This window comes from Sphingobium sp. EP60837 (genome assembly GCF_001658005.1).
GTDB lineage: Bacteria > Pseudomonadota > Alphaproteobacteria > Sphingomonadales > Sphingomonadaceae > Sphingobium > Sphingobium tyrosinilyticum.
On the sequence record NZ_CP015986.1, the window covers coordinates 2,611,442 to 2,631,595 of the forward strand.

The 20,154-nt window shown below is 62.7% G+C and carries 22 protein-coding genes; 10 read left to right on the plus strand and 12 right to left on the minus strand.

Annotated features, from left to right (window positions below; translation table 11 throughout):
- The first annotated feature begins 26 nt into the window (after nt 1-26).
- From EP837_RS12770 to rnr, 3 genes are all read left to right on the plus strand, one after another.
- A complete protein-coding gene (locus EP837_RS12770) occupies nt 27-245 on the plus strand; it encodes a DUF2945 domain-containing protein (RefSeq protein WP_066529436.1) in 219 nt (72 codons plus the stop codon).
- 44 nt (nt 246-289) lie between these two features.
- The gene (locus EP837_RS12775; protein WP_066528187.1) at nt 290-940 is read left to right on the plus strand and encodes an MOSC domain-containing protein; all 651 of its coding nucleotides are present in this window, start codon (nt 290-292) and stop codon (nt 938-940) included.
- Nucleotides 941-1,007: 67 nt separating this feature from the next.
- Nucleotides 1,008-3,347, plus strand: coding sequence for a ribonuclease R (rnr, locus tag EP837_RS12780; protein ID WP_066528199.1), 2,340 nt, complete (start codon nt 1,008-1,010; stop codon nt 3,345-3,347).
- A gap of 74 nt (nt 3,348-3,421) precedes the next feature.
- Here rnr and EP837_RS12785 read toward each other — a convergent pair whose 3' ends face one another.
- On the minus strand, nt 3,422-3,877 hold the full coding sequence (locus tag EP837_RS12785) for a universal stress protein (protein ID WP_066528202.1): 456 nt from the start codon (nt 3,875-3,877) through the stop codon (nt 3,422-3,424).
- 207 nt (nt 3,878-4,084) lie between these two features.
- Between EP837_RS12785 and EP837_RS12790 the strand changes: the two genes are divergently transcribed.
- From EP837_RS12790 to EP837_RS12805, 4 genes are read left to right on the plus strand one after another with little or no spacing between them, the layout of a single operon-like run.
- Nucleotides 4,085-5,365: a pyruvate dehydrogenase complex dihydrolipoamide acetyltransferase gene (locus tag EP837_RS12790; RefSeq protein WP_066528204.1), complete on the plus strand. Its 1,281-nt coding sequence runs from the start codon at nt 4,085-4,087 to the stop codon at nt 5,363-5,365.
- On the plus strand, nt 5,365-5,781 hold the full coding sequence (locus EP837_RS12795) for an acyl-CoA thioesterase (protein ID WP_066528205.1): 417 nt from the start codon (nt 5,365-5,367) through the stop codon (nt 5,779-5,781). Before EP837_RS12790 ends, EP837_RS12795 begins: the two co-directional genes overlap by 1 nt.
- Nucleotides 5,782-5,783: 2 nt before the next feature.
- A complete protein-coding gene (gene lpdA / locus EP837_RS12800) occupies nt 5,784-7,181 on the plus strand; it encodes a dihydrolipoyl dehydrogenase (RefSeq protein WP_066528211.1) in 1,398 nt (465 codons plus the stop codon).
- Nucleotides 7,159-7,803 (plus strand): phosphatase PAP2 family protein, encoded by a 645-nt coding sequence (locus EP837_RS12805; protein WP_066528213.1) that lies wholly within the window; start codon nt 7,159-7,161, stop codon nt 7,801-7,803. Before lpdA ends, EP837_RS12805 begins: the two co-directional genes overlap by 23 nt.
- Here the strand turns inward: EP837_RS12805 and EP837_RS12810 are convergent.
- On the minus strand, nt 7,765-9,252 hold the full coding sequence (locus tag EP837_RS12810) for a DUF2142 domain-containing protein (protein WP_066528221.1): 1,488 nt from the start codon (nt 9,250-9,252) through the stop codon (nt 7,765-7,767). The two genes, EP837_RS12805 and EP837_RS12810, sit on opposite strands and share 39 nt — an antisense overlap.
- A gap of 169 nt (nt 9,253-9,421) precedes the next feature.
- Here EP837_RS12810 and EP837_RS12815 point away from each other — a divergent pair, with 169 nt between their 5' ends.
- On the plus strand, nt 9,422-9,961 hold the full coding sequence (locus EP837_RS12815; RefSeq protein WP_066528222.1) for a hypothetical protein: 540 nt from the start codon (nt 9,422-9,424) through the stop codon (nt 9,959-9,961).
- 237 nt (nt 9,962-10,198) lie between these two features.
- Here the strand turns inward: EP837_RS12815 and EP837_RS12820 are convergent, their stop codons facing one another.
- The 10 genes from EP837_RS12820 to EP837_RS12865 form a co-directional block, all read right to left on the minus strand.
- Nucleotides 10,199-11,146 (minus strand): hemolysin family protein, encoded by a 948-nt coding sequence (locus EP837_RS12820; RefSeq protein ID WP_066528225.1) that lies wholly within the window; start codon nt 11,144-11,146, stop codon nt 10,199-10,201.
- A gap of 8 nt (nt 11,147-11,154) precedes the next feature.
- The gene (ybeY, locus tag EP837_RS12825) at nt 11,155-11,667 is read right to left on the minus strand and encodes an rRNA maturation RNase YbeY (RefSeq protein WP_066528228.1); all 513 of its coding nucleotides are present in this window, start codon (nt 11,665-11,667) and stop codon (nt 11,155-11,157) included.
- A 14-nt stretch (nt 11,668-11,681) separates the two neighbouring features.
- Nucleotides 11,682-12,686, minus strand: a complete 1,005-nt coding sequence (locus EP837_RS12830; protein WP_066528230.1) for a PhoH family protein — start codon at nt 12,684-12,686, stop codon at nt 11,682-11,684.
- 122 nt (nt 12,687-12,808) lie between these two features.
- Complete coding sequence (gene miaB, locus EP837_RS12835) at nt 12,809-14,158, minus strand: tRNA (N6-isopentenyl adenosine(37)-C2)-methylthiotransferase MiaB (protein ID WP_066528236.1); 1,350 nt, start codon at nt 14,156-14,158, stop codon at nt 12,809-12,811.
- Nucleotides 14,159-14,167: 9 nt separating this feature from the next.
- Nucleotides 14,168-14,926 carry a lysophospholipid acyltransferase family protein gene (locus EP837_RS12840; RefSeq protein ID WP_066528239.1) on the minus strand — a complete coding sequence of 253 codons (759 nt, stop codon included), beginning with the start codon at nt 14,924-14,926 and terminating at the stop codon, nt 14,168-14,170.
- 4 nt (nt 14,927-14,930) lie between these two features.
- On the minus strand, nt 14,931-15,353 hold the full coding sequence (locus EP837_RS12845) for a Fur family transcriptional regulator (RefSeq protein WP_066529439.1): 423 nt from the start codon (nt 15,351-15,353) through the stop codon (nt 14,931-14,933).
- A gap of 120 nt (nt 15,354-15,473) precedes the next feature.
- Complete coding sequence (locus tag EP837_RS12850) at nt 15,474-15,896, minus strand: MucR family transcriptional regulator (RefSeq protein ID WP_066528242.1); 423 nt, start codon at nt 15,894-15,896, stop codon at nt 15,474-15,476.
- A gap of 112 nt (nt 15,897-16,008) precedes the next feature.
- The gene (gene rimI, locus EP837_RS12855) at nt 16,009-16,488 is read right to left on the minus strand and encodes a ribosomal protein S18-alanine N-acetyltransferase (protein WP_066528243.1); all 480 of its coding nucleotides are present in this window, start codon (nt 16,486-16,488) and stop codon (nt 16,009-16,011) included.
- A complete protein-coding gene (gene tsaB, locus EP837_RS12860) occupies nt 16,485-17,105 on the minus strand; it encodes a tRNA (adenosine(37)-N6)-threonylcarbamoyltransferase complex dimerization subunit type 1 TsaB (protein WP_066528244.1) in 621 nt (206 codons plus the stop codon). Before tsaB ends, rimI begins: the two co-directional genes overlap by 4 nt.
- Nucleotides 17,106-17,195: 90 nt before the next feature.
- Nucleotides 17,196-17,768: a NifU family protein gene (locus EP837_RS12865; RefSeq protein ID WP_066528251.1), complete on the minus strand. Its 573-nt coding sequence runs from the start codon at nt 17,766-17,768 to the stop codon at nt 17,196-17,198.
- Between the two features lie 112 nt (nt 17,769-17,880).
- On the opposite strand from EP837_RS12865, the gene EP837_RS12870 reads away from it, so the two are divergent.
- Complete coding sequence (locus EP837_RS12870; RefSeq protein WP_066528253.1) at nt 17,881-18,351, plus strand: pyridoxamine 5'-phosphate oxidase family protein; 471 nt, start codon at nt 17,881-17,883, stop codon at nt 18,349-18,351.
- A gap of 275 nt (nt 18,352-18,626) precedes the next feature.
- Entirely contained in the window at nt 18,627-20,003 is a 1,377-nt protein-coding gene (locus EP837_RS12875) for a DEAD/DEAH box helicase (RefSeq protein WP_066528255.1), read from the plus strand.
- The last annotated feature ends 151 nt before the right edge of the window (nt 20,004-20,154 follow it).

Genomic DNA, 20,154 nt, shown 5'->3' on the forward strand with positions numbered 1-20,154 from the left:
ATGCCGCTGCGGCAGGAGAGGATGGAATGACCGACAGTTTCCGCAAAGGAATGCGGGTGAAGTGGAACTGGGGCCAGGGCGTTGGCCGTGGCCGGGTCGCCGAAAGGTTCGACCGGCATGTCGAACGGACGATTGAAGGCGCGCCGATCCGCCGCAATGGATCGGCCAGGAACCCCGCCTATCTCGTCCAGACCGACAATGGCAGCGAAGTCCTGAAACTGGGTTCGGAACTCAGCCGCGCCTGACCCTAGCTACTCGCCAAGAGCCTGCGCCCCTGCCATAGGACCGCATGGCTGATCATCTTGTCGTCGAAGCATTGCTGACTGGCACGCCGGTTCCTTTCCGGGACGGAGACTATAGCGCCATCGCCAAGCGCCCTGTGGACGGCACGGTTCGCATCGGCTGGCTCGGGCTGGAAGGGGACGCGGTCGCCGATCCCATCCATCATGGCGGCTGGGACAAGGCGATCCATCTTTACCCGCAGGACCATTATGCCTGGTGGCGCGAGCGCAAACCGGATCATCGGTTGCTGGCTGCGCCGGGTGCTTTCGGGGAGAATGTCGCGTCCCACGGCATGACCGAGGAGCAGATTTGCCTCGGCGATCGCTTTTCCCTCGGCAGCGCGATTGTCGAAGTCAGCCACGGTCGTCAGCCCTGCTGGAAACTCGACCACCGCTTCGGCGCGCGCGATGTGCTGGCGACGATCGTCAAGACTGGCCGCTCGGGCCTCTATTTCCGCGTGCTGCGGGAAGGGGAGGCGGAGCCGCAAGGCCGCATGGACCTGCTCGACCGTCCTCTGCCCCAATGGCCGATCGCGCGCGTCTTCAGGCTGTTGATCGGCGGCGGGCACAAGGCAGAACCCGACGCTGTGCGAGCGCTCGCGGGCATGCCGGTGCTGGCCGAGGCTTGGCGCGACCGGGCGCGAAAATTGGCGGAGTAGGTGGACGAAGCCAAATCTTGCGCCTTCGCATCTGGTGTGGCGGCGGAGCGGTGCCTATAGCTAACCCATGGTATCGACCCAAAAGCAGAAAAAATCCGATAAGGTCCGGCCCGCCGGCTTTCCCACCCGCGATCAGGTGATGGACTTCATCACCTCCTCCGATCAGCCCGCAGGCAAGCGGGAGATCGCCAGGGCGTTCGGCCTCAAGGGGCAGGAAAAGATCGCGCTGAAGGCGCTGCTGAAGGACATGGCGGATGAGGGGCTGATCGATCTCGGCGCGGCCCGTGCGTTCCACAAGATGGGCGGCGTGCCGAAGGTCACCGTGCTGCGGATCGTGGATGTCGATGACACGACCCTGATCGCCACGCCCGAGCGGTGGGAGGCTGAAGGCCAGCCCGCGCCACGCCTGCGCGTAGTCGAACGCGGCAAAAGGGGCGCGCTGACGATCGGCGATCGCATCCTCGCCAGGACGGAAGAGGCGGGGCGCGGCTGGGTAGCGCACCCGATGAAGAAGCTCGCCAAGGCGAGCGAAGAACTGCTCGGCGTGGTGGAAGCGGGCGAGGGGGGCAAGCTCTGGCTGCGGCCCGTCGATAAGCGCATTCGCAAGGACACACCGATCAGCGACGCGGGCAACGCCAATCCTGGCGACCTCGTGCTGGCTGAGCCTGTGGGCCGGCCTCCTCGGATCAGCGCCCGCATCACCGACATATTGGGTGATCCCTTCGCCCCGCGCAGCTTCAGCCTGATCGCGATACACAAGCACGGCATACCGCACGTCTTCCCCGAAAAGGTGGAGGATGAGGCGTTGGCAGCCGCGAAAATCGCCCTGCATGAGGACAAGCGCGAGGATCTGCGCCACCTGCCCATCGTGGCGATCGACCCCGTCGATGCGCGGGATCATGACGATGCTGTATGGGCCGCGCCGGACGAGGACCCCGCCAATCCCGGCGGCTATCGCGCCATCGTCGCCATCGCCGACGTCAGCTATTATGTCCGCCCCGGCAGTGCGCTCGACAAGGAAGCCCGCAAGCGCGGCAACAGCGTCTATTTCCCAGACCTCGTCGTCCCGATGCTGCCGCACCAGCTTTCGTCCGATATGTGCTCCCTGCGCGCAGGGCAGGACCGCGCGGCCATGGCCTGCCATCTCGTGGTCGATGCCTCAGGCAAGGTCACATCCTGGCGCTTCACCCGAGCAATCATCCGCGTCGCCGCCGTCCTCGCCTATGAAGACGCCCAAGCTGCTATCGACGGAGAAAAGCCCCTCTCCTTCAGGGGAGGAGTTGGGGTGGGGGAAAGCCCCGCAGCCGACCTTCTCGAATCCGCCCTGAAACCCCTTTGGGCCTGCTGGAAACTTCTCCGCAAAGCCCGCGACAAGCGTGACCCTCTGGCGCTCGACCTGCCCGAACGCCGCGTCGTCCTGGACGACAATGGCAAGATCGTCAGCGTCGCTGTCCGCGAGCGCCTGGACGCGCACATGCTGATCGAGGATTATATGATCGCCGCGAACGTCGCCGCCGCCAAGGCGCTGGAGGCGAAGAAGGCGCCCGTCATGTATCGCGTCCACGAGCCGCCAAGCCGCGAAAAGCTGGTCGCTCTCAAGGACTATCTCGCGACCTTCGACATCGAATTTGCGCTGGGGCAGGTGATCAAACCCTCAACTTTCAACCGCCTGATCGATCGCATCGGCGAGGCGGAGGAAAAGCCGCAGATCATGGAGCAGATCCTGCGCAGCCAGACACAGGCTTATTACGCGCCGCAAAATATGGGGCATTTCGGCCTGGCGCTTGGCTCCTACGCCCACTTCACCTCGCCCATCCGCCGCTATGCCGACCTTCTCGTTCACCGCGCGCTTGTCGGCGCCTATGGCCTTGAACTGCCCGCGCCCAAGGGCGGCGTCCTGCCCGACCGCACATCGCTCAGCGGCGATGACTATGAGAATATGGGCCGCGTCGGCGAAATGATCAGCCAGCATGAACGTCGCGCCATGGAAGCGGAGCGGGAGACGATCGATCGCTATGTCGCTGCCTATCTCGCCGCGCATGTGGGCGAGTTGGTCAATGCGCGGATCACCGGCGTCCAGAATTTCGGGTTTTTTGCCACGGTGGAAGGGCTCGGCGGCGACGGCCTCGTTCCTGTCTCCACCATGGGCGATGAACGCTTCTTCTTCGATGAGGCGGGCCGCGCGCTCGAAGGGGTGCAGAGCGGCGACCGCTACACGGTCGGTCAGCACCTCCAACTGCGTCTGGCCGAAGCCGACCCGATCAACGGCAGCTTGCGCTTCGAACTCCCCGATGCGCCCCCGCAACGGCCGAGCTTCAAAAAGGATCGGATGCGCCCCGGCGCCAAACGCGGCCGTCCCGCCAACATCCGCCACATTGGCTCAAAGCGGGGGCGACACGGGCGATAGGGGGGGGCTGTACCTCTCGCGCCCCACCTCCCTTCGCCCTGAGCTTGTCGAAGGGCGCTTCTTTGTCTTCACCGCTAACTTAGCCGATCAATAGCCTCGACACTGAGCCCGCCCGGAATGACCATGATAGGGCAGGGAAGCTTGCCCGCATCGGCCCCCGCAAAGTGCGAAACCAGCGCGCCCGGATGGCCGCTGGCAGCCGCGCCCAGCACCAGCGCAGCCACATCGGGCATTTCGTCTAGCGTCTCGCGAACGAGGGCGACCGGGTCCCCCTGCCGCACCGTGATGCTGGGTCGAATGCCTGACTCTTCTGTCAGCGTGCCCGCGGCGTTGGTCACCAGCGCCTCCGCGCGTTGCCGGGCTTCATCCTCCATGGTCGCCTGGACACCGCCCCACTGGACGAACTCCGCAGGCGGAACGAGGGCAAGGATGCGGATCGACCCCGACGTCTTGGCGGCACGCCGCGCCGCGAAACGGAGCGCCGTTTCCGCCTCGGGCGATTCGTCCACTACAACCAGATAAGTGCGCATGGCTGTCGCATCCCTTGTCGCATTGGCGGGCGAACCGGCTCTTGCCCTGCATCCTTGAACCGATTTGGTGAATTGTGAACCAGTCTGGTGAAATGTGGCTGATTATCGACCCGGGCGCAAGCCGCGGCCTTGACCCTCCGGTCCAAAGGGTGAAAACGGCTGTCAACGCTGCCCGCCCGCTCGGGAAAAGAAGAGAGGCCTTCACGCATGAGCAAGAACATTCAGATGCCTGCTTTGTCCCCCACGATGGAAGAAGGGACGCTGGCGAAATGGCTGGTGAAGGAAGGTGACACGGTCTCCTCTGGCGACCTGCTCGCGGAGATCGAAACCGACAAGGCGACGATGGAGTTCGAGGCCGTGGATGAGGGCAAGATCGCGAAGATCCTGGTCGCCGAAGGCTCTGAAGGCGTCAAGGTCGGCACGGTCATCGCCATCATCGCCGAAGAGGGCGAGGACCTTGCCGAGGCGGCCGCAGGTGGCGGAGCGCCCGCACCGAAGCCTGCCGCAACGCCCAAGGCGGACCCCGTCCCCGCGAAGGCTGAAGCGCCGGCCCCCAAAGCCGATGCGCCGGCCGCAAAATCCGACGATCGCGTGAAGGCCAGCCCGCTCGCGCGCCGCCTCGCGCAGGCCAAGGGCGTCGACCTCGCCAGCGTCACCGGTTCCGGCCCCAACGGCCGCGTCGTCAAGGCAGACCTGGAGGGCGCCGCTCCCACAGCCGCCGCGCCCGCCGCCGCTGCAACCCAGGCTCCCGCTGCCGCACCCGCGCCGGCCGCGGTCCACGCCGCACAGGACTTCGGCATCCCGCATGAAGTCATCAAGCTCAGCGGGATGCGCAAGACGATCGCGCGCCGCCTCACCGAATCCAAGCAGCAGGTGCCGCACATCTACCTCACCGTCGATGTGCAGCTCGACAAGCTGCTGAAACTGCGCGGAGAACTCAACGCCGGCCTCGCCAGCCGCAACGTCAAGCTGTCGGTCAACGACCTGCTGATCAAGGCGCTCGGCGTTGCCCTCATCCAGGTGCCCGCATGCAATGTGCAGTTCGCGGGCGATCAGATGCTGCAATTCAAGCGCGCCGATATCGCCGTCGCCGTCTCGATCCCCGGGGGCCTCATCACCCCGATCGTCGCCGGTGCGGACAGCAAGGGCGTCGCCGCCATCTCCACCGAGATGAAGGACCTCGCCGCCCGCGCCAAGGACGGCAAGCTTAAGCCTGAGGAATATCAGGGGGGCACCGCGTCCCTTTCCAACATGGGCATGTTCGGCATCAAGCAGTTCGAAGCCGTCATCAATCCGCCCCAGGCCATGATCATGGCCATCGGCGCGGGCGAAAAGCGGCCCTTCGTCGTGGATGACTCGCTCCAGATCGCGACCGTCATGTCCGCCACCGGCAGCTTCGACCATCGTGCCATTGACGGCGCGGACGGCGCGCGCCTGATGCAGGTCTTCCGCGAATTGGTCGAAAACCCGCTCGGCATGCTCGCCTGATGGCTTTCATCGACGAACAGCCGCCGGAGGCAAGCCCGGCGGTCCGCGTCATCGCGATGCCCGCTGATACCAATCCCTATGGGGATATTTTCGGCGGCTGGCTGATGAGCCTGATGGACTCCGCCGCTGGTTCCGTGGCGGCGCGGCACAGCCATGGCCGCGCCGTGACCATTGCGGTCGAAGGCATGACCTTCCTGCGCCCGGTCGTCGTCGGCGATGAAGTGTCGGTGTTCGCGACGCTCAAGTCGGTCGGCCGTACGTCGATGAAGATCGCGGTCGAAGCTTGGCGGCGGACCCGCCATGACGACCGCTCCTACCGCGTGACTCAGGCCACCTTCACCTTCGTGGCGATCGGTGAAGATCGCCAGCCCCGTTCCGTGCCGCCCCTCCCGGCGGAATCAGACAAGAAAGACTGATCATGGCTGACAATTACGATGTCATCGTTCTGGGTTCTGGGCCCGGCGGCTATGTGGCCGCGATCCGCGCCGCGCAGCTGGGGCTCAAGACCGCCATCGTCGAACGCGAAAATCTCGGCGGCATCTGCCTCAACTGGGGCTGCATCCCCACCAAAGCGCTGCTGCGTTCGGCCGAAATCTATCATTATATGCAGCATGCCAAGGATTATGGCCTGGCCGCTGAAAAGATCAGCGCTGATATCGACGCGGTGGTGAAGCGCTCGCGGGGCGTTGCAAAGCAGCTCAATCAGGGCGTCACGCACCTGATGAAGAAGAACAAGATCACCGTCCACATGGGCGAGGGCAAGCTGACCGGCAAGGGCAAGCTCAGCGTCACCAAGGACGGAAAGACCGAGGAGCTGACGGCGAAGAACATCATCGTCGCCACCGGCGCGCGCGCCCGCGACCTGCCCTTCGCTAAGGCGGACGGCAAGCGCGTCTGGACCTACCGTCACGCTATGACCCCGCCCGAAATGCCGACCAAGCTGCTGGTGATCGGGTCGGGCGCCATCGGCATAGAATTTGCCAGCTTCTACAATGACATGGGCGCGGACGTCACGGTCGTCGAAATGCTCGACCGCGTCGTTCCGGTCGAGGATGCCGACGTTTCCGCCTTCCTCGAAAAGGCGCTGAAGAAGCAGGGCATGACCATCATGACCGGCGCGGGCCTGGAAAAGTTGGAAATCGGCGCGAATGGCGTAAAGGCCGCGATCAAGGGCAAGGACGGCAAGATCGTCAATGGCGACTATAGCCATGTCATCGTCGCCATCGGCATCGTTCCCAACACGGAAAATATCGGCCTCAAGGAACTGGGCGTCGCGATGGACGACCGTGGGTTCCTCAAGACCGACGAAATGTGCCGCACCAATGTCGATGGGCTATGGGCGATCGGCGACATCACCGCGCCGCCATGGCTGGCGCACAAGGCCAGCCATGAAGGCGTGATCGCGGCCGAAGCGATCGCGGGCAAGCATCCGCATGCCATGGACCCGCGCAACATTCCGGGCTGCACCTATTGCCACCCGCAGATCGCCAGCGTCGGCCTCACCGAAGCCAAGGCGAAGGAAGCAGGCTATGAGGTGAAGGTCGGCATGTTCCCCTTCATCGGCAACGGCAAAGCGATCGCGCTGGGCGAGGCGGAAGGCTTCACCAAGACCGTGTTCGACGCTAAGACCGGCGAACTGCTGGGCGCGCACATGGTCGGCGCCGAAGTCACCGAAATGATCCAGGGCTTCACCGTCGGCAAGACGCTGGAAACGACCGAGGCGGAATTGATGCACACGGTCTTCCCGCATCCGACCATTTCGGAATCGATGCACGAAAGCGTGCTCGCCGCCTATGGGCGCGCGCTTCATATCTGATCGCCGATCCTGGCTAAGCGGCGCGGGGGCTTTCGCCTTCGCGCTCCTTTGCGTGCTGGCCATCGCCCTGCTGCAGCGGTCGGGGTTCTTCGATGGCCTGAACATCGGCGCGATGAGCGCGGCGGGGCAAGCGCGCGACAGCAGCCCCGCCATCACATCACTGATGGTAGCCGCGTCGATCCTTGGCGACACCGGCGGCCGCTTTGCCATCCTCGCCGCGGCTCTCGCCATTTTGCTGTGGAAGGGCAAGCGGCCGGACGCCGCTTGGCTGGCGCTGACCATGGCGGCCGGGACCCTTCTCAATCTTGGCCTCAAGCAGATCTTCGCCGCGCCGCGTCCCGATCTGCTGCCCCATCTCGACATCGTCCATAGCTACAGCTTCCCCAGCGGCCATGCGGCGGGCAACATGATGCTGTTCGGCGCTCTTGCCATGCTGGCCGGACGCCGGAGCTTTTATGCCGCCGCCGGGCTGATCATAGCCCTGATCGGCATCAGCCGCGTTTGGCTCGGAGTTCATTGGCCGAGCGACGTCATGGCAGGCTGGGTCGAAGGGCTAGGCTGGCTATTCCTCTGCCGCCACTGGCTACCAGCGCGGCGAGGGGAGCAGCAGCGCACCGCTTAACCGCTGATGCGGCGGCATCCCGTCGGTCGTGACGAAGCCGTGAACCCAGAAACTGTCATAGGCGCTGGCGACTGCCACCAGCAGCAACAGCAGCGCCGCACCTACGAAGATCGGTCGCGCCATCCTCAAGCCAGCTCCCGGCATGATCGCCAGCAAGGCGAGCGGCAGCAGCGGAAGGAAATAGCGCCCTTGCGTACCCTGGATAAAATCGGCCCCCAGCGGCGTGCCCGTCAGATACATGGCCGTTTCGATCAGCAGCGCAGTGCCAGCCGCTACCGCCAGCCACCACAGCCGACGGCCCATGCCGATCCGCACTCCCGACCCGCTCAGCACCGCTGCGGCCAGCATCCCGCCCGCTAACGGATAGGCAGCAAGCGGCAGCAGGATCGCGTTCCATCCGAACCGCCCGACGATTTGCAGCACATAGACCGGCGCACGCTCGATGACGCTGGAAACAAGCGTTTGGCCGAACGCAATCGGATCGGCCATTATGACCGCAAGCTGCGCGCCCAGCGGCGCGGTCATGACGGTCTCGCCGGTCTTGCGCGACATGATGTGATAGAGCGCCTGGCTCCCGCCCGACATCTTCATCCACGCGACGAAGGCCACTGCGCCTAACGCCATCGCGCCAAGCAGCAGCCACGGCCTTGCGTCCCGCCGATGCTGCGGCCATTGCAGCCCCGCAGCCATCAGCGGCAGATAAACCCCCTTGGCCAGCGCCAGTAGCGGTCCGGCAATCAGCAGTCCGGCAGATCGCGCGGGATTGCTCCCCATTGCGGCCATGCGCAGCGAAAGCGCCAGTCCAACAAATCCAATCCCGTTGATGACAGCATCCGGGGAAAGCGACCCCGTCTGATAACAAAATGTCGGCAGCAGCGCCGTCGCCAGCAAGCCATTGCGGCCGAATGGCATAAGGCTCAGCGCCACACCCAGCAGCACCAGACCCGCGAGCGCATTGATCAGCCTCCCGATGTAGAAGCTCCCCAAGCGGGGGAGGCCAAGCATATCGCCCAGCAGCAGCCCGGCAGCGCCCGGCGCATATAAGCTCGGCGCATAATTGGCGACATTAGGAAAGTCGGCAAAGCTCGTTCCCGGCCGTCCTGCGTCGGCCACCCACGCCTTCGCCAACATCGCGTGGTCGAACCGGCGTAATTCAGGTGGCACATCGGTCGGAAAGCTCACCCCATGCAGGTCAACAGCCGATCGCGGCAACTCAGCACCAATCAAATCGCCCCGCTGCTCCACCAACACACGCCAGTCCGACAAAAGCAGCGCCTTCATATAATGCTGATTTTCGTCCGGCGCCTGAAAAGGCGGAGTGAGAACTGCAAACGCCAAAGTCACGACGCAAATAAATGCCAGCAGCCATGCCTGCATGGCGCTTGCCGGAATGGCAAAGGGCAGGGGAAACGCCGCGCCACGCCTTATCGATATTTTGTCCTGCCGCATGGCCCCTGTTTCATCCCATCATTCCACCTCCCGAAGGGGGAGAGGCTAGCTGATAGCCGCCAATTGGTAACGCAGTGTCAACGTCGGTTTTGGGTGGGTTGCCGACTGGCTGCAATCGGATACAAAACGTCAATAACAGTCATGCGTAAACGGGATTTTTGCACCTGTGATGTCGGATCAACAGCAACAACATCAAAGAGCCATTTATCGGGGACTGCTGCGCGTCGCTCTCGTTTGGGGTGTCGATCTTGATAACGCCAAGACCAATCCCGTTTTCTGGCATAACGGGGCATTGAACTATGTCTCGCCCATGTCGCATGATGAAGCAGTGTTCGATTTTCTTCGAAGCAGAAGATTGATGAGCGAGGGGCATAATCATGCTCATCGGCTTGAATTTTCATTCGATAAACTCGATGATGTGGCCGATGCCGACTTCGCAAAAGGTTTGGATTTCGAAGAAATCTTAGGTTTTCTGGTGATGCAACTAGCGTATCGGTTTAATTACTTGAGCCTATCTCCGCATGGAGAATCGCACTTGCGGACTGGAAACGACGAGAGAGACAATGAGGCAAATACACTTCTGCGGCACATTTCCGCGCTGGGCTATCTAGAGGAATTATCACAGCAATCTGCCCCGAGCAGTTACAGATGGACGAAGAAGGCCGCCCCCATGCTCAAAACATATTTGTTCTGCGAGTTAGAGGAATAACGTCCGCTATGAGCGGCGAAATCTCGACCGCCAAACGTCTCGTAGTGGTCGTTAGCCGACAACTCTACCGTCATGCCGGCCTTGAGCCGGCATCCCGCTTCTTCTGATTGGCAATGTTAAGCGGGACCCCAGATCAAGTCCGGGGTGACGAAGGACTGGCGACCGTCCTCAGTCGAAAGCGGGAACACCCTCAACGCCCCGGATCAACTCATCAGGCCACCCGCGCCCGCCCAGTCGTCACTCCTCCTCGTCCGTCTTCCGTCGCGCCGGAGGATGAAGCCGTAGCCGTGTCACCCTGCGCCCATCGCTGCTCACCACTTCCAGTTTCCAGCCGCTCTGCTCATGGTCAAGTATCTCGCCAGCCTCGGGCACACGGCCTGCGATGACGAAGGCCAGCCCGCCCAGCGTATCGACATCTTCCTCGATTTCGGCCAGCCGCTCATCGATTTCCTTGGCGACATCGTCCAGTTCGGCACGCGCATCGGCTTCCCACATCCCGCCTTCCAAGGGCACAAGCAGTGCTTCGGGAGCGTCGTCATGCTCATCCTCGACATCGCCCACGATTTCCTCGACCAGATCCTCGAAGGTCAGCAATCCTTCGGTCCCGGAATATTCGTCCAGCACGATGGCAAGGTGGGTGCGCTTGGCGCGCATTTCGGCCAGCAGGTCCAGCGCGCCCATGCTCTCGGGCACATAGAGCGGCTGTCTGATCAGCGGCTCCAGCGTTTCCGGAACCGGCGCCTTGCCCGCCAGGATGGCGAAGGCGTCGCGGATGTGAACCATGCCGACGATGGTATCCAGCGTTTCGCGATACACCGGAATGCGGCTGTGTCCGGCTTCCGCGAACAATGCCGCCAGTTCCGTAAAGCTCGCCTTTTCCTCGATCGCTATGATATCGGCGCGCGGCACCGCGACGTCATCGACCGTATGCTCGGAAAAATGCAGCAGGTTGCGCACCATCTGGCGCTCGATCGCCGACAGGTCGCCATTGGCAGGGGAGGGCGTGCCCTCATCCTGCTCTTCCTCATCATATTCGTCCAGCGCCTCCTCCAGCTCGCGCCGGAGGCTGGGGCTTTCGTCTTCACCGAAGAGCAGCGACTTCAGGCCGCTCCATAAACCGCCCTCGTGACTACTACTGTCCGATTCCTTTGAACCGTTGCCGTCCTTCGGACTGCCTTCAGCCATTGCTCTTCCTATTGTCCTGTCTGGCGATCCCCATAGGGATCGGTAATGCCAAGGCTGTGTAGCGACTGGGTCTCCAACGCTTCCATCGCCTCTGCCTCGGCGTCTTCCATATGATCATATCCCAGCAAATGAAAAGTCCCATGGACGATCAGATGCGTGGCGTGATCCGCGATGGAGATGCCCTTTTCCGCCGCCTCGCTGGCGCAGACGCCCTCTGCCAGCACGATATCGCCCAGCAGAACCTCGCCATCGTCGGTGTTGGCGGTCGCTTCCAGCAGGTCCGATTGCACCATGGGGAAGGACAGGACGTTCGTCGGCCTGTCCTTGGCCCGATAGGCGCGGTTGAGGCCATGGACCTCTTCATCATTCGTCAGCTTGACCGCGACTTCATAGAGCGCCTCGTCCGTTGCGAAAGCGGCGTAAGGGCTATGAATGATCGCTGCGGCCACGGCTCGCTGGGCAAGCATCTCCCAATCCTCGCCCGGCCAGCCTTCCTCGTGAAGAACCGCAACTTCAATCATTTATACAGGCTCCGTTACGCATCCGGCCCCTCATAAGCCTGAACGATCCGTCCCACGACAGGGTGACGGACGACGTCCGCGATATTGAAGGGCACGACCGAGATGCCGTCCACCCCTTCCAGCCGCGCCACCGCGTCGGCCAGTCCCGAAACCCCCGGTTGCGGCAAGTCCACCTGCCGCGGGTCGCCGCAGATCACCATGCGGCTCCCTTCGCCGAAGCGGGTCAGGAACATCTTCATCTGCGCCACGGTCGTATTCTGCGCCTCGTCCAGCACGATGAAGGCGTTGGCCAGCGTTCGCCCGCGCATGAAGGCCAGCGGCGCGATCTCGATTTCCCCGCTCGCGATCCGCCGCTCCACCTGTTCGGCGGGCAATGTGTCGTAGAGCGCGTCATAGATCGGCCGCAGATAGGGATCGACCTTCTCCTTCATATCGCCGGGCAAAAAGCCCAGCCGCTCGCCCGCCTCGACTGCGGGGCGGGACAGGATCAGCCGATCGACGCTGCCGGTGATGAGCTGGCTCACCGCCTGCGCGACGGCCAGATAAGTCTTCCCCGTGCCCGCCGGCCCCAGCGCGAAGATGATGTCGTTCCGCGACAGCGCCTCCATATAGGTGACCTGCGTGGCGGAGCGTGGCACGATCGTCTTCTTGCGCGTGCGGATCATCACCTTGGGCGGTTCGGCGACGTCATGGCGGATGATGCCGTCCAGCGTCGGTTCGGCCGACATGGCGATCACGGCCTCCACAGCGCCGCTGTCGATTTCCTGCCCCGCCGCGATCCTGTTGTAGAGCCCGGTCATCACATCCCGCGCCCGCGCCGCAGCTTCGGCTTCGCCCTCGATCTGCAGCTTGTTGCCGCGTGCCGCGATATAGACGCCCAGGCGATTTTCGATCGCCACCAGATTCTGGTCATATTGCCCGAACAATGCACCCAGCAGGTGAGGGCGGTCAAAGGTCACTTCCAATCGCGCGCGTTCCGTGGTGTCGCTGCGCTGGCTCTGGCTCGGTTTTTTGGACATTCAGCAGCCTCCCTTTCCGTCAGTCATTTCCGCAAGGGCGGATATCCATCTCCTGCCGATCGATCCTGGCGGACAGGTCCGGAGATGGGCTCCCGTAGCGACGGGAACGACTTGGAATGGGTTCAAGCGGCTTTCCTCCTGCTAGGTTCGCCGGCCAGGCTATTCGGGCCGGCGCTGATGATATCGACTTCGACCATGTCGCCGATGGAAAGTTCCGGCGCGGTGACATGGACGGACTGGAGCCAGGGCGTTTTTCCGATCAACTGCCCCGGATGACGGCCCTTGCGCTCCAGCAGAATGTCCGTGCGGCGGCCCACCGTGGCGGCGTTGAACTCCACCTGATGCCGGTTGATCAGCGCCTGCAGCCGCGCAAGCCGCTCATCCATGACCTGCGCCGGGATCTGGCCGTCCATATCCGCGGCGGGCGTGCCGGGACGCGGGCTATATTTGAACGAATAGCATTGCGCATAGCGCACTTGCTCGACGATCTTCAGAGTATCTTCGAACTCAGCGTCGGTTTCGCCCGGAAAGCCCACGATGAAGTCGCCAGACAAGGCGATGTCCGGCCGTGCTTCCCGCACACGTTCGATGATCCGCAGATAGCTGCCCACGCTATGGCTGCGATTCATGGCTTTCAGGATACGGTCATTGCCCGACTGAACCGGCAGGTGCAGGAACGGCATCAGCTTGGGTTCTTCGCCATGCGCGGCGATCAGCCCGTCGCTCATGTCATTGGGATGGCTCGTGGTGTAGCGGATGCGCTTAAGCCCGCTCATCTTCGCCAGCTCGCGAGCCAGCCCGTCCATACCTTGGACGCGGCCCTTATCATCCTCTCCGGTCCAGGCGTTCACATTCTGCCCCAGCAGCGTGATTTCCCGCACGCCGCCATCGACCAGCGCCTTGGCTTCATCCAGGATCGCGCCCCAACTGCGGCTGATCTCCGCCCCGCGCGTATATGGAACGACGCAATAGGTGCAGAATTTGTCGCAGCCTTCCATGATGGTCAGGAAGGCGGTGGGCCGCGCCTGCTTCGTCCGGGCGGGCAGCGCGCCGAATTTGGACGCCAGCGGCATGTCGGTATCAACCGCTTCTTCGCCACGCCCGGCCTTCTCGATCAAATCGGGCAGCCGGTGATAGGCTTGCGGCCCCACCACGATATCGACATTCCGCGCCCGGCGGCTTATCTCGCCGCCCTCGGCTTGCGCCACGCAGCCCGCGACCGCGATCATCGGCCGTGTGCCATCCTCGCGATTCAGACGGCCGATGTCTGAATAGACCTTGTCCACCGCCTTTTCGCGAATGTGGCAGGTGTTCAGGATGACCAGATCCGCGTCCGCCCCATCGGTCGCAGCGGTCATGCCTCGTTCGCCCAGCATCTCGGCCATGCGCTCGCCATCATAGACGTTCATCTGGCAGCCGAAGGATTTGACGTGGAATGTCGCTGGAGTTTTTTGGGCGTCGTTACGATTCATGCCGTCCAGCTATACAGGCGCAGTGGCCGGAGCGAAAGGCGGCAGGTGCATGGCGATGCTCGCCGCAATCTTCTCCCTGGTAACCCCCGCCAGCTGCTTGCGATCTGGGTAAAGCGACGGGTCGAAAGGCTCCAGAAAACGCAACGTCACGTCCAGCCTGCCGGGCCGTTCCAGCAGCCGCCTCACATTATGGTCCGCAGGCTCATTGCTGTGCCAGGCGATATCGGCCGTCGCTGCGCCATAGTCGATATGCACCGCCTGTATCATCACCTCGCGCGGCGGGGGCAGCAGCACCGCGAGCAGTGATGGCTTGAACGGCAACAGGCTCAGCCCATCGCTGGTCGTCCCCTCCGGAAACAGAGCGACCGGCTGATGCCCCGCCAGTGCCGCGCGAAGCGCCTCTATCTGGTCGGTAAGCGCGCCGCGCCGGTTACGCGCGACAAACAGCGTGTTGTTCTGCGCCGCCAGCCAGCCGATCAGCGGCCAACCCGCAATGCCGTCATGCGCGACGAAGGCAGCCCCGGTCGCACCGCCAAGTGCCAATATGTCGATCCAGCTTACATGATTGGCGATGATGAAACTGTCGCCATGGAAGGGATGACCTTCGATCCGCACGCGCGCCCCGACCGCTCGCGCCGCCAATCCTAGAAAGCGGCGCGGCCAATGGGATCGCCGTCCCACCGCCCGCCAGAGCAAATGCGGAATAAGGCAAAGCAGCAGACTGCCCGCCAATGCGCCTATGCGTGAATAATAGCGTATCCGCCGCAAGCGTTCAGTTCTTGCGGTCGAGCGATACGCCGTACAATTCCATGCGGTGATCGACCAGGCGGAAGCCCAGTTTCTCGGCGATCTGCTTTTGCAATTGCTCCAGCTCCGGATCGACGAACTCGATCACATTGCCGGTCTCGACATCGATCAGATGGTCATGATGCGCTTCAGGGGCCGCTTCGTAGCGCGCGCGCCCGTCGCCGAAATCATGCCGCTCCAATATGCCTGCCTCTTCGAACAGCCGCACCGTGCGATAGACGGTGGCGATCGAAATGCCGGGGTCGATGGCCGAAGAGCGCTTGTGCAGTTCCTCGACATCCGGATGGTCGGACGCGTCACTCAGCACCTGAGCGATTACCCGGCGCTGCTCAGTGATGCGCAGACCCTTTTCATGGCAAAGGGCTTCTACGTCGATCTTGCGGTTCATGCGGGCTCGCTCATTCCAATTTGTCAGATATTCCGCCGAAATTAGCGGCATTTCCATCATCATTAAAGGGGCGCACGGCAAATGCGCCCCTTCCTATGACAGATTGTCCGCAGACCGTGCTTATTTTGCGCGGGTGCGGCGGCGCTTTGTGCCGAGGCCGATCTTCTTGGCCAGCGAGCGGCGCTGTTCTGCATAATTGGGCGCGACCATCGGATAATCGGCCGGCAGGCCCCACTTGGCGCGGTAATCTTCCGGCGTCATCTGATAATGGGTCATCAGATGCCGCTTCAGCATCTTCAGTTTCTTGCCGTCTTCCAGGCAGATAATATAGTCGGGCTTGATTGAAGAACGGACCGACACTGCGGGTTCCGGCTTTACTTCCGGAACAGCAGCGGGGGTCGCCAGCCCTGAAAGAGCGGCGTGTACATTCTGGATAAGTGTCGCCACGTCGGACACGGCAACGCTGTTATTCGATACATGCGCTGCAACAATATCCGAAGTCAAAGTAATGAGCAGCTCGCTCTGCGCCGATTCGATTTCCATTTCTGTTATCCTGCGAAGGCTAAATTTAATGCGACCCGCCCAGGCGATTTCGTTTCACGAGCGGTACATCAGCGTTATACCCTCATTTGGCGATTAGCAAGGGCGATCCAGACTATCCGAGCATTTCTATACGGAAGCTGAGGGCATCGTGAAGTTGTCCGTCGCTTCCCCGGTAGTAACCGGGACGGCGATGTACATATTCAAAGCCAGTTTTTTCATACAACTTGATCGCTGTATTTGACGAACGCACTTCGAGATTCATCGACCTTATGCCGCGGCGTCGCGCCGTCTTGAGACTGTCGATCAACAGTTCCTTGCCGATCCCGCGTCCGCGCCACGAGGGATGGACCGCCAGCAGCAACAATTCGCACTCGTCCAGCACCGATCGCACCAGCGCAAAGCCGAGCGCGGCGGCATCCACGCGCGCGATCGTCAGCCAGGTTCCCGGCATCATCATGACCCCGGCCAGTTGGGGCAATGTCCACGCCTCGCCATAGGCCGGGTCGAACGCCTGGGTCATGACCTCCATGGCGTCGGCCAGCGCGTTGCGCTCGCCCTCCTCATAGGTGTCCAGGATCATTCCCGGAATCATGGCCGGCTCGGCATGGGCTGCGCGTCGGCGTCCCGGCAGTAAATGGGCGAGGGGGGCAGCGGGGGCAGCCCCGCGATCAACGGATAATCCGCCGAATTGGGATAAAGCGTGACGGCAGCGCCATGCCCTCGCGCGGTCACCAGCGCCTCTGCGCCGGTGCCGTAGAGAACCGGCTCATCCAGCATCGCCGCCAATGTCGGAATGGGCGTGGATGCGGGCTGCGTAATAGGGGTCAGGCCGTCGGGCTCGAAACATTGCCAGAACAGTTCGCCATGCCCTCCGGTAATGGTGGCCGCGATCGGGCCGCCGCTATGCTGCTTCGCCGCCTTCGCGGCGATCAGCGAGAGCGCGCCATAACCCTTTAAGGGTAGCGACCAGGCAAGCGCAAGTGCCCGCGCCGCCGCAATGCCGATCCGCACGCCAGTAAAGCTGCCCGGCCCCAGATCTACCGCGATCGCGTCGGCGCGCCCGCCTTCGGGCAGCGCGGCGATGGCAGGCATCAGGGCTTCGGCATGGCCCCGCCCGACAATCTCATGAAAAAGCCCCGCGGGTACGCCATCGTCGAGCAGCGCCACGGACAGCGCTTGCGTCGCGGTGTCGATGACGAGAATGCGCAAGAAAATCCCCCGTAGAACCGGCCTGGATGAATGGTCCGTTGATGCGGTTAGTCGATCCGGTCCGATTTGCCAAATGCCGCCGCGATCATCTCAGACGGCGCGGACTTCCGTCACTTCGGGGACATAATGTTTCAGCAGCTGTTCGATGCCGTTTTTCAGCGTGGCGGTGGAGGAAGGACATCCAGAGCAAGCACCCTGCATGCGCAGATACACCGTGCCGCGTTCGAAGCCGCGATAGATGATGTCGCCCCCATCATTGGCGACGGCGGGCCGGACGCGCGTATCGATCAATTCGCGAATTTGCGCGACGATTTCCGCATCGGCCGGGTCGTCGGCAAATTCTTCCTCAGCCGGGACGACGATCTCTCCCGCCGAACCCGGCGTGAAGAGTGGCATGTTGGCGGAAAAGTGGTCCAGCAGGATGGACAGGATCTCCGGCTTGACGTCGCTCCACTGCGCGCCGGGCGCGATGGTGACCGAAATAAAATCTCCGCCGAAGAAAACGCCGGTCACGTCTCCCAGCCCGAATAGCGCAGCGGCGAGGGGAGAGGCTTCCGCCTCTTCGGGCGTCGCGAAATCGCGCGTGCCCATGCCCATCACGACGCGGCCCGGGATGAACTTGACGGTTGCCGGATTTGGCGTGGATTCTGTCTCGATCAGCATGGCTGCTATGTGGAGAGAAGCCTGCTTAAGATCAAGCTTTCGTGATAGGATGATCGGAACTTCACCTGTTGCCGACAATTGAGTCCATGTTTGCACGAGCAGGAGAATGAGGATGAGCAACGAGGCCGATATCCGCCACCGTTTCTGGACCGAATTGTCGCAGAGCCCTTTCGTGATGATCGGATTGCAGGGTTCTCATGAACATAGCTTGCCGATGACGGCTCAACTGGACCCGGGCGCCAATCATTGCTTCTGGTTCTATACGACGAAGGACAACCGGCTGGCACCGGGTGGCGCGGCAATGGCGCAGTTTGCCGGCAAAGGCCATTATCTCTTCGCCTGCATCGACGGTACGCTGGTCCCGGAAACCGATCCTGCCGTGATCGACCGCTACTGGACCCATGAAGTCGCTGCCTGGTATCCCGGCGGGCGGCAGGACCCCAACCTCCTGATGCTGCGGTTCGATCTCGGCCATGCCGAAATCTGGCGCGCGGACATGTCGCTTGGCGGCGTGTTCAAGCAGATGTTTGGCGGCGATGTGCGTGACGAAATGCGCGGCAAGCACGTGGAAGTGTCGCTCTGATGTTGCATGGGGCTCCCTAAAAGGCGGAGCCCCTTGCTTTTTTGCATGAATGAACGCATATGGCCCGCAACGCAGCGGGCGGCCTTCATGGCCCATCAGCGATTGGCAGCGTGATCGTTCCGGCCCTTTCATGGGGTAACGGGGCCGGCCAATGAAAGTCTGCGCCAAGCTTTGAGGCTTCCCTTTTCACGCGGGTCGTTTCGTAACCCGCCTTGCACCCGGTTGCGATTTGCAACTCGTTGGCGCCTGAGCCTTTTCAATTCGAGAGTTAATTCATGCATTTCACAGACCTTGGTCTCGCCGAGCCCATTCTAAAGGCGCTCGCCGCCAAGAAATACGCCACCCCCACCCCGATCCAGACGCAGGCGATTCCCGTCCTGCTTCAGGGCAAGGACCTGTGCGGCATCGCGCAGACCGGCACTGGCAAGACAGCCGCCTTCGCGCTGCCCAGCCTTGACCATTTCGCCCGTAATCCCAAGCCGACCCCGCTTCAGGGTTGCCGGATGCTCGTCCTGTCACCAACCCGCGAACTGGCCGCCCAGATTGCTCAGAGCTTCCGTGACTATGGCCGCTTCCTCAAGCTCTCGGTCGAAGTCGTCTTCGGCGGCGTGCCCATCAACCGCCAGATCCGCGCCCTCGGCCGCGGCGTCGATATTGTGGTTGCAACTCCGGGCCGTCTCCTCGACCTGATCGATCAGCGCGCCTTCACCATCAAGGACACGGAAATCTTCGTTCTCGACGAGGCCGACCAGATGATGGACATGGGCTTCATCCATCCGCTGAAGCGCATCGCCAAGCTGCTCCCGAAGGAGCGGCAGAACCTCTTCTTCTCCGCTACCATGCCGGGCGAGATCGAGTCTTTGGCCGCGCAATTCCTGCACAATCCGGTGAAGGTCAGCGTCGCGCCTCAGTCCACCACTGCCGAGCGTGTCCGCCAGCAGGCGACCTTCGTCAACCAGGCCGAAAAGCAGGCGCTGCTGACGCTCACCGTCAAGAATGAGGCGATCGACCGCGCCCTCATCTTCACTCGCACCAAGCATGGCGCGGACCGTGTCGTCCGCTTCCTGGAAGGCGCGGGTATTCAGGCCGCCGCGATCCACGGCAACAAGAGCCAGGCGCAGCGCACCACGGCGCTTCAGGCTTTCCGCCACGGTCATGTAAAGCTGCTGGTGGCGACTGACATCGCCGCGCGCGGCATCGACGTGTCGGGCGTCAGCCATGTCATCAACTTTGAACTGCCCAATGTCCCCGAACAATATGTTCACCGCATCGGCCGCACCGCACGCGCAGGGGCGGAAGGCGTCGCGATCAGCTTCGTGGCTGACGATGAGAAGCCCTATCTGAAGGCGATCGAACGGACCACGCGCATCAAGCTCGACATCGTGCCGCTGCCTGAGAATTTCGTAGAGGCCGTCCGCAATCTTCCCAAGGCGGCGCCGCCCCGCAAGGGCCGCGAGCAGACGCCGGAGCAGAAGGCGAAGCGGGCCGACGGCCAGCGCCGCTATCAGGACGATCAGCGGCAACAGCGCGGGACCGCTGAACGCGCTCACCGGCCCGATGGCGAAGCCAAGCCCGCGAAGAAGAACTTCCGCCGGCGTCGTGGAGGCGTTGGTGCTCACAAGGCCGCCGTGCAGAAGACTGGCGCACGCTAAAGACCGTTCTGTCTTAATAGCTGCGCTCGCGTCGAGCGAAGTCGAGAAGCCGCGAAATGGCGGCGTCTCGACCGCGCTCGACGCGAGCGGGCGTCGGGCGCAGCCATCAGGCGTCGCTAAGTAGCGACCCGGCTCTTTGTCAGTAGCCATT